This is a genomic window from Paraburkholderia sp. RL18-085-BIA-A (assembly GCF_046027075.1).
In the GTDB taxonomy this organism is placed as follows: domain Bacteria; phylum Pseudomonadota; class Gammaproteobacteria; order Burkholderiales; family Burkholderiaceae; genus Paraburkholderia.
In genome coordinates this window covers 1-9147 of record NZ_JARESU010000220.1, presented here as the reverse complement: position 1 = coordinate 9147, position 9147 = coordinate 1, and the positions used below count along the sequence as shown (strand labels likewise).

The 9147-nt window shown below is 60.1% G+C and carries 7 protein-coding genes; 2 read left to right on the top strand and 5 right to left on the bottom strand.

All coding sequences use genetic code 11. The features are described 5' to 3' along the window. Positions 1-601: 601 nt before the first annotated feature. The 5 genes from P0D89_RS48780 to P0D89_RS48760 all read right to left on the bottom strand — a co-directional run bounded on the left by P0D89_RS48780 (position 602) and on the right by P0D89_RS48760 (position 6154). On the bottom strand, positions 602-1243 hold the full coding sequence (locus P0D89_RS48780; protein WP_408368656.1) for an ANTAR domain-containing response regulator: 642 nt from the start codon (positions 1241-1243) through the stop codon (positions 602-604). A gap of 16 nt (positions 1244-1259) precedes the next feature. Then, positions 1260-2396: a transporter substrate-binding domain-containing protein gene (locus P0D89_RS48775; protein ID WP_408368658.1), complete on the bottom strand. Its 1137-nt coding sequence runs from the start codon at positions 2394-2396 to the stop codon at positions 1260-1262. Between the two features lie 129 nt (positions 2397-2525). Next, positions 2526-4250 carry a nitric oxide reductase activation protein NorD gene (locus P0D89_RS48770; protein WP_408368660.1) on the bottom strand — a complete coding sequence of 575 codons (1725 nt, stop codon included), beginning with the start codon at positions 4248-4250 and terminating at the stop codon, positions 2526-2528. A gap of 5 nt (positions 4251-4255) precedes the next feature. Beyond that, the gene (locus P0D89_RS48765) at positions 4256-5065 is read right to left on the bottom strand and encodes a CbbQ/NirQ/NorQ/GpvN family protein (RefSeq protein WP_408368662.1); all 810 of its coding nucleotides are present in this window, start codon (positions 5063-5065) and stop codon (positions 4256-4258) included. 51 nt (positions 5066-5116) lie between these two features. Beyond that, positions 5117-6154: an aliphatic amidase gene (locus P0D89_RS48760; protein ID WP_408368664.1), complete on the bottom strand. Its 1038-nt coding sequence runs from the start codon at positions 6152-6154 to the stop codon at positions 5117-5119. Between the two features lie 433 nt (positions 6155-6587). On the opposite strand from P0D89_RS48760, the gene P0D89_RS48755 reads away from it, so the two are divergent. Both P0D89_RS48755 and P0D89_RS48750 read left to right on the top strand, forming a co-directional pair. After that, positions 6588-7916, top strand: coding sequence for a purine-cytosine permease family protein (locus P0D89_RS48755; protein ID WP_408368666.1), 1329 nt, complete (start codon positions 6588-6590; stop codon positions 7914-7916). Between the two features lie 78 nt (positions 7917-7994). Next, positions 7995-9011 carry an alpha/beta fold hydrolase gene (locus tag P0D89_RS48750; protein ID WP_408368668.1) on the top strand — a complete coding sequence of 339 codons (1017 nt, stop codon included), beginning with the start codon at positions 7995-7997 and terminating at the stop codon, positions 9009-9011. Positions 9012-9147: the final 136 nt, after the last annotated feature.

Below are 9147 nucleotides of genomic sequence, written 5' to 3'. Positions count from 1 at the left end.
GCTCGGAGCACACGAGATCGATATGAAGAGTATTGCTTATATTGCCAAGTCGTAGAATTAATCAGGGGCCGACGGATGGGTTCGGCGAGCACACTTCATCTGTCCTTTGGCTCTGTGCAGGGCCATCAGTCTCACTCATCATCCGTTTCAACGGAGATCTTAGTCGGCTGGTGCCGGTGAAACTCAGAGGCGGCGACCTTGTCGTTCGCCTATAGGGGGGAGCGTCTCTGGCACGGCTCATTACTAATAGCCAGAGAGAGTGGCGCCATCGGCGGCTGTGTAGTTGGATACCATCTGGCGAAGATGCCCGCACAGGAGCGAGCCGCCGCTGTCAGGGCGCAAGCGAGGTCGGCTGCAGACGAATAAAGCGATTGCCGCGATTGCCTGGACCGGATTGACAAGAAGGGAGCCGTGAGGCTCCCTTCTGCTGTTCTAAGCGCGTGAACGTCATACGTATGCGTCACTCGCCACATTCCGGCGAGATTCGTCCGGGCTCCGGCAGGAACCGCTGGAGTCGTCCGTGACGCGAGGCCGCCGAAGCGCTTGACTGCATGGCAGTCTCACTCGAATGCAGGCTTGCCCGCGGCGCGCCTATGTACCGTCAGCGGCCGGACGACAGGATATCGCTCGCGTTGATGATGGCGGAGGCGATATCCTCGACGGTCATGCGCTTGGCCATCGCTTGCTCGCGCATGATTCGATACGCTTCGTCTTTGCTGACGCCGCGCTGACGGCAGAGGATTTCCTGAGCCGACGAGACTTTGCGAGAGCTGCCGAGCTTTTCTTCGAGACGCATGATGCGCTTGCGCATCTTCTTGCGCTCGCGGCCGATCTCCCGTGCGAGGACGAGGACGCTTAGAAGCCCGAAGGATCGAATGGGAGAGGTCACGACGGCCTGCGCGTTGATGCGCAGCATTGCCTCCATGACGGTGGGGTTCTCGTAGTTGAGAACCGCAATTGTCGGCGGCGCCTCATCGACCGTAGACCAGTCGTCGATGTCAATTAATATGTCGGGACAGAGCGCGATGAACACGATGTCGGTGCCGGGCGGCGGCGACGCCAACGGCGGCCAGAAGGCGTGCACGTTGCACCCAATGCGCTGTAGCTGCTGCGTGAGCTGCGCGCCGTCACTGTCGTGCGGATGAAATACGCACACGCGCAACGACCGCAAATCCCTCAACGAATGGGAGACCGGCAAGTCCAGCGCGGGCTCGCTATGGGTAGCTTGGTCTTCGTCATTCATTCACTGCTCCCGCTTATCATCGAACCATCCAGTCACCGAGTCTGTGGGTGACGAGATAAGGATCTGGCCGTATAGGTGCCGGCGCTTCCCATACGACGTCGAATTGCCCCTCGCGGTTCACTCGTCCGATGCGCGGATTCAAATTGGTGTGGTGAGTCGATGGATCGATACTGACACGGCCCTGCGGCGCGTCGAATTCGGTGCCAAGCAACGCGGGCATCAACGTCTCGATGTCGGCGGAGCCAGCCGTAAGCATTGCTTGCGCAAAGAGATGGACCTGAAAGTAGGCTGCTTCCCAGCTTGCGTTTGGTGTCGTTTGGGAGTCAAACACTCGGCCAAACTTCTCCAGACAGGCCTGGTTGGTCGATGACGTAATCGAACTGAAATAAGGCGCCGCCGTAAAATGGCCTGCGGCGATGTCGGCACCCATTTGCGCGACCTCGACCTCCGAGGTCGTCAGGCTCGCGATTGGCATCGATGCGGGATCGAAGCCGGCGTGTGCGTAGGCGCGATAGAAGTGCTGCGTCGCGTTGCCGACCACGGTCGAAAATATGAAGTCGGGGCGGGTGGAGCCGATTTCCTTGACAATCTCTTCGAAGTCATGCTCGGTGGCGTCGAGGCGGACGTACCGTTCGCCAAGTTTTGAGCCGCCCCGGTATTGCGAGACCAAGTCGGACATGATGCGGTTCGACTCGTACGGGTAGATGTAATTGGAGCCGACCAGGTAGACCCGCGCACCAAAGTTCGACGTCATGAAATCGGCCAGTTGCACGCTGTTCTGATTGGGTGCCGCGCCGGTATAGATGACGTTTTCGGAGTACTCGAAGCCTTCATAGAGCGTGGCGTAGAAGAGGAGCCGATTCCAGCGCTCGACGACGGGCAATACGGCCTTGCGCGCGCTCGACATATAGCAGCCAAAAATGACTTGAACATCGTCGGTCAGGATGAGTTGCTCCGCAAACTTGCGATATTTGACGGGGTCGGATCCTGGGTCATAGCTGATTGGCACCAGCTCGCGTCCCGCGATGCCGCCGGAACCGTTGATCTCGCGTATCGCGAAGAGGGTCCCGCACAGCTGCGACGACTCGATCGCCGACGTGACCCCTGTTTGAGAAAACAATACTCCGACCTTTATCACTTCGGTATCTGCCACGGTTGTGCGCGCCTGTTTTCACTTGCTTCGTCGAGTCTTAATTAACGCAGAGCCCTACCGCCGCGCTTTTTATATCCTGCCAAAAAAAAAAGCGTGTGCGACGGGAGCCAGCGGCATGTGGTCGCAGGCTCATATCAAGCTTCCGATTACCTTGCTGAGGTGCGACGCCAGGTTGGCCGCACCGCTCAGCACCATGCAGCGATCGGAGCCGAAAATCGTTCGTACGTATCGGTCGGCCCCACTGTCCAGGGCAAAGCAGAACGGCAGGATGCCGCGTGCAGGCAGTCCTGAGACCGCATGGCGCGCATCTTCAATAAGATGAGAGGAATCGTGGACGTCGACGTCAGACGGCTCGCCGTCCGTGACGAGCACCAGCAAGCTCGCCTCAGTCTCCTCATCGTCGAATTGCGTTGCCGCATGTCGCAAAGCTGCACCCATGCGCGTCGAGAAGGCACCTTGCTGAGCCTGCAGCCTCTGACGCTGCGCATTGCCAAACGGCTCATCGAAATCCTTGATGCGCAGATAACGGACATCGTGGCGGCCGTTGGATGCGAAGCCATGCAAAGCGATGCGCGTGTCAGTCGAGTCGAGCGCAGTCGCGATGGCAGCGGCCGCCTCCTTTTCGATATCCAGCACAGTCGTGTCCGAGGCGTCGGCAAGCTCGTCGGTCGATGCGGAAAAATCGAGCAGAAGCAGCACGGACATGCTCGGCCGCGCGCGCCGCTTTTGCAGAAAAACGTGGCCGTCGTCGGGCACGCGCATGCGTCGCGCGACACCGTGGTCGATGATCGCGCCCAGGTCGAGCTCATCGCCTTCGAATCGTCCGCGCAGGCGCTTGGCCGGTCGATACCACCAGCGTGGCGGCTCGCGCCTGCTGGCAGCGTTCTTGCGCATCTCGCTGTCGCCGCTGCGGGCTGGCTCCGTTGCGCTCTCACGGTCGTAGACACAGGTCCAGTCGTCGAAGATAAGGCCAACCCGGGCGTGCCATTCAGGATAGCGGTGAGCGCGCAGCATCGCGCCGGGCGGTGGCGAGTCGTCACGCTCATCCGGGCTGTCCGCCATGTCCTGCTGCGCCGTTGCCTGATCGAGCGCACCGGGGGCCTTTTCCATGCGCGCCTGCTCGGGCTCGCTTTCGGCCGCCCACAAGTAGGTGTTGTCGTCGCGATAGGGCGGCTCGACACAGTACGACGAGGCGTCGAATCGCACTCGCATTTGCGCGAGGTCGACAGCCAGTATGTCGGCGATTTCCTCCCAGGCGGCGATGTCGTCGGCACGCTGCGCGATCTCTTCGAAGAGTTCGCGCCCTTTGCGGACCCAATGGTTGGGGTCGTCATAGCCGGGATCGTGGAGAGCGCGGGCGAGACGGGCCGCGAGTGAGGCGAAGGTCAGCGCGCCATGCTCCCACGACGCCGCGTGAAACATGCCCCACAAGCCGCGCAGGCCGGGATACTCGCGCATCAGCAGCCGTTCGACCCGGGCATCCTCGATCAACGATGTGACGGCAACCCTCATCGCTCCGCGCGAGCCGATCGGCAAAGCGCGGCGCGAGTAGCGCAAATGCGCGAGCGCGTGAGCGACCGACGCTTCATATAGTCGAGCAGCGGCGGGGCCGTCGCATACAGGCGCCTGCGCAACGCGTATCGCGCCTGCGCTAATCGATGTGCGCGCGTTCGTGTCGATCGAGACGCGTATCGGTAATGCTGTTCGCTCGGCCGCGGCGTCGAGCGAATCGGCAAACCGAAGCTCGAATCCCGCCGCATAGCACTCGAGGATGCGCGTGGTGCTGGCCAACGATGCGGCCTCGTCGCTTTGCCCGGCTGCCGATGGCGTGTCGCCTGCGCGTTCGGTCGGCATGGCAATCACGTTCCGAACTGCGCACGCACGAAGCCGTCGAGCGCGGTGCGCACCTCCTCGTCGTCGGTGAGCGGACGCGTCATCGCGAGTGCGCAGGCGGCATGAGCGTCAATTCCGCCGCATATCAATGCGCAAGCATGCACCAACATGCGCGTCGAAATACCCTCGGCCAAACCCCGGCCACGAAGCTTGCGCGACTGTGCGGCAATGCGCGCGAGCTTGATGGCGATAGCATGATCGACGGCGCCTTCATGCGCGACAATATCGGCTTCGGTGGCCTCGTCGGGGTAGTGGAACTCGATTGCGCCGAAGCGCTGCCGCGTCGACGGTTTGAGGTCCTTTCCGAACGCCTGGTAGCCGGGGTTGTATGACACCACCAACTGGAAGTCCGGATGGGCATGGATCAGTTCGCCGCGCTTGTCGAGCGGCAGCACGCGGCGGTCGTCGGTCAACGGGTGAATGACGACGAGCGCATCCGAGCGTGCCTCGACGACTTCATCCAGATAGCAGATCGCACCATGACGGGCCGCGACGGTCAGCGGCCCGTCATGCCATTCAGTGCCCTCGGCGTTCAGCAGGAAGCGGCCGGTGAGGTCCGACGCGGTCGTGTCCTCGTTGCAAGCCACGGTCACGATCGGCTTGTTCAGTCGCGACGCCATGTATTCGACGAAGCGCGTTTTGCCGCACCCCGTAGGCCCTTTCAGGATCATCGGCAAGCGTCGCGAGTAGGCCGCGGCAAATAATTCGATTTCCCGATCGATCGGCCGGTAGTAAGGCTCCGTCCCGATTCTGTATTGCGTAAGGATATCCTGCATTGGCGTCGTCCCTTGTGATTCGCTGCGCCGGTTACCCGGCGCGAAGCATGTTTACCGGTGGGCCGGTTCGGCGTGCGGAATACCTTCGATCGGGCACTCGGGCGTCCCGGGCATCGCACGTGTGAGGGCCTCGACCTCGCGGCGCGTGCCTTCGGGGTCGTTGACCCACTTGCCGTAGAACTCGAACGGACACGTCGCGACGCCATGAATGTCCTCACCGGAATTGATCTTTCCGGTGTAGCCGCGGTGCAGAAGTTTATAGAGATGGTTCTGCGACTGCATGTTCTTGCGGGCGTCGCGAATCAAGCTTGTCGACAGTTCGGCATACTGAATGCCCATTTCCTCTGTCCCGCATTCGCCGAGCGAACGTCCATCGAAACCGACGATCGCGGAATGACCGAAGTACGAATAGACACCGTCGAAACCGGTGGCGTTTGCTACAGCGACGTAGACGTTGTTCATCCACGCCATGGTCTTCGCGACCATGACCTGCTGCTCTTTGGCCGGATACATGTAGCCTTGGCAGCGCACGATCAGTTCCGCGCCGCGCATCGCGCAGTCACGCCAGATTTCCGGGTAGTTGCCGTCGTCGCAGATGATGAGGCTGACCTTGAGGCCTTTCGGACCCTCCGAGACATAAGTACAGTCGCCGGGATACCAACCTTCCACCGGCGTCCACGGCATGATCTTGCGATACTTCTGGACGATCTCGCCGTGATTGTTCACGAGCACGAGCGTATTGTATGGCGCCTTGCGCGGATGTTCCTCATGCTGCTCGCCCGTGAGAGAGAAGACGCCCCACACATTGGCTTTTCTGCACGCCGCACTGAAAATCTCAGTTTCAGCACCCGGAACGGTCGACGCCGTGTCGTACATCTCCTTCGGGTCATACATGATTCCGTGCGTCGAATACTCGGGAAAGATGACGAGGTCCATGCCCGGCAGCCCCTGCTTCATTCCGACTACCATGTCCGCGATCTTGCGCGCATTCTCGAGGACCTCCGCCTTAGTATGAAGGCGCGGCATCTTGTAGTTCACGACGGCTACGCCGACACAGTCGTTGCTGCTGGAAATATCACCATGACGCATTACTTTTCTCCGGGTTTGGGCGGGAAAACAAAAAAACGACGAAAAAAAAGCCCGAGCAGACTCGCAAGTCTGTTCGGGCCTTGTTGCCTTTTGCGCGTTGCCGGCAATGTTGGCGGCAAGCAAACGCATCGATCGTTGCGTAGCGTACGAAGCTGCCGCGCGCTTGTCAAGCGTTACCGAAACCTGCGATCGACACGACGCTCCCGCTTTGCGCATGAGTCTGCACGAGGCTGATCAAAATCGCTTGACAGCGTGTTTTTGGCGCTCGACGCTTGAGCCCGTCTTCGACACAACCGGTTCGTCAACAGCGACGAACGCAACGGGCAACAGAGCCCACCCAACGCCTGAAAAGGCGTTCGGGTGGGCTTTTTTTTTGCAACTCGAATCTGCGCCGATGCGATGCCGGCACAGACCTCACGGGGAAAAATACGTCATGTCATCTCCACAATCGATAGGCGCCGGTGGTGAAACGGCGCTCGAAAATGTGCTCGGAGAGGAGTACGAGCACGTGCCGGTGCCGCAGGTGGCGCGGCGCAGCGTGCTATCGGTAGCAACGGTATGGATCAGCTTTCCGATGATCATCACGAGTGCGATGACCGGGTCTATCCTCGTCGCGGGAATGGGCTTCGGCCGTGCGCTGGCCGCGATGGTCCTCGGAAACTTGCTGATGTTCGCATATGTTGGTTTGCTCGGCGGCCTCGGAGCGAAACACGGGCTCAACTTTGCGCTGCTTGCGAGTCGCGTCTTCGGGCGCAAAGGCTACGCATTGGCTTCGGGCCTGCTTTCCAGCCTGCTGCTTGGATGGTACGCGGTGCAGACCGGCATCACAGGCAATCTCATTCATGCATCTTCGGGCGCGAGCTATCTTGCGATGACGTGCGTCGCGGGTCTGCTGTATCTTGCGGTGACTTTCGTGGGCATACGCGGTCTTCATTGGCTTGGCATGATCTCGGTGCCGCTCTTTCTCGTGCTGGGGACCTGGGTGGCCGTCGATGCGGCAGGCCATGCGGGATGGAGCACTGTGTTCTCGTACAACGGCACGCATCCAACATCGTCGATGGCATTCGGCGTCGGACTGACGATTGTGATCAGCCTCTTCGTCGATGCGGGCACGGTGTCGGCCGACTTTAACCGCTGGGCGAAGAATGGCCGCGACTCGGTGATCGCGACATTTACGGCGTTTCCGTTCGCGAACTGCTATGCGATGCTGATGGGCGGCATCATGACGGCGGCCATTGCGTTGCCCGATCCGCAGCCGTTCGCCATGGACAATTTGTTCGGCTACATGCTCCATCAGCACGAGACGTGGTTGAGCGCCGTTGCCGTCGTTTTCCTGTTCTGCAGCCTTGGCTCCGTTTGCGCCCACTGTCTTTATAACTCCGCTGTCGGCTGGTCGAGGATCGTAGGCGTGAAGATGCGCACGGCCGCAGTCGTGTTGGCCGCCATCGGAATCGTCGTGGCTGCCGCCAACGTCTGGGCGCTGTTCATTCCTTGGCTCTCGCTGCTCGGCATCATCGTTCCGCCGATCGGGGCGATCGTGATTGTCGACCTCTATCTTGCGCGGCCCGGTGCCGGTATCGACCGGCAATGGCGTGCGCAGGCGTTTGCCGCGTGGGCGATCGGATCGGTGGTTGCGTATGTCGTCGAGAAACAATTCCCCACGCTTTCGACGGCCGTGTCCGCATTCATCGTTAGCGCGATCGTCTATGGATTGATCATGCAGATGTCGAAAAAAGCGAGCGTCGCGGCAAAGCGCGCTTGACGATCCGGTGGCGTTGTCAGGCGCACCGGGGCGCATGCCGGTCTACCTCATTGAGTCTTCATTAAAGGTTGTTTGAATATGTCCGATTACAAAATCTATTCTCTTGGTGACATCGTGTTGCAATGCGGCTTGCGTGTTCCCGACGCGAAGCTTGCGTACAAGACGTACGGCACGCTCAATGCCGCGAAAGACAACGTGATCGTGTACCCGACATGGTATTCGGGGCAGCACTACGAGAACGAATGGTTGATTGGCGAGGACAAGGCACTCGATCCAGGCAAGTACTTCATCATTGTGCCCAACATGTTCTGCAACGGGCTTTCCTCTTCACCCAGTAATACGCCCGTCCCATACGGAAAAGCACGCTTTCCTAACGTGACCGCTTACGACAACGTGCGTATGCAATGGCGGCTCGTCACGGAATTGTTCGGCATCGAAAAGATCGCGCTCGTGACCGGCTGGTCCATGGGTGCATTGCAGACGTTTCACTGGGGCGCGCTTTACCCGGAGATGGTCGAGCGTATCTTGCCTTTTCAGGGCAGCTCGAAATGCTCGCGGCATAACTTTGTGTTCCTCGAAGGCGTCAAGGCGGCGCTGACCGCCGACGCGGCGTTCCGGGACGGCTGGTACGATGCGCAGCCAGAAAAAGGCTTGCGTGCGGCGGCGCGCGTCTATGCAGGGTGGGGTCTGTCTCAGACGTTCTACCGCGAGAAGCTCGATCTCGAAAAGCTCGGCTATGCGTCGCTCGAAGACTTTCTGGTTGGGTTCTGGGAGGGGTGGCTGCTGTCGAAGGACGCCAACAATTTGCTCGGCATGCTATGGACTTGGCAAAACGGCGATATCAGCAATAACGAGATCTACAACGATGACTTCGTCAAGGCGCTTTCGTCGATTCGCGCGAAAGCGATCGTGATGCCTTGCAAGAGCGATCTTTACTTTCCCCCCGAAGACAGCGCGTTCGAGGTCAAGCATATGCCCAACGCCGAGCTGCGCGTTGTGGACTCCATCTGGGGGCACTTTGCCGGCGGTCCGGGCACGAGCCCCGTCGACATCGAAGTGCTCGATAAGGCGTTGCGTGAGCTGCTCGCGAGCTGAACGGTAGCTTCAAACGAGGGGCGCACTCTCGAAGGAGTGCTGGCGTGGCGCCCCAACGACGGACGATCTGCACGTCGCTGCAAGTTGGTCTGTAATTTTTTATCAAAGGCAGTGGTTAAAACCTCCCCCTTCAGGG

What these genes read in the sequence shown, in the direction of transcription:
- P0D89_RS48780 (WP_408368656.1), bottom strand. Translation starts at nt 1,243, where the DNA reads ATGAATGACGAAGACCAAGCTACCCATAGCGAGCCCGCGCTGGACTTG.
- P0D89_RS48770 (WP_408368660.1), bottom strand. Translation starts at nt 4,250, where the DNA reads ATGCCGACCGAACGCGCAGGCGACACGCCATCGGCAGCCGGGCAAAGC.
- P0D89_RS48765 (WP_408368662.1), bottom strand. Translation starts at nt 5,065, where the DNA reads ATGCAGGATATCCTTACGCAATACAGAATCGGGACGGAGCCTTACTAC.
- P0D89_RS48760 (WP_408368664.1), bottom strand. Translation starts at nt 6,154, where the DNA reads ATGCGTCATGGTGATATTTCCAGCAGCAACGACTGTGTCGGCGTAGCC.
- P0D89_RS48755 (WP_408368666.1), top strand. Translation starts at nt 6,588, where the DNA reads ATGTCATCTCCACAATCGATAGGCGCCGGTGGTGAAACGGCGCTCGAA.
- P0D89_RS48750 (WP_408368668.1), top strand. Translation starts at nt 7,995, where the DNA reads ATGTCCGATTACAAAATCTATTCTCTTGGTGACATCGTGTTGCAATGC.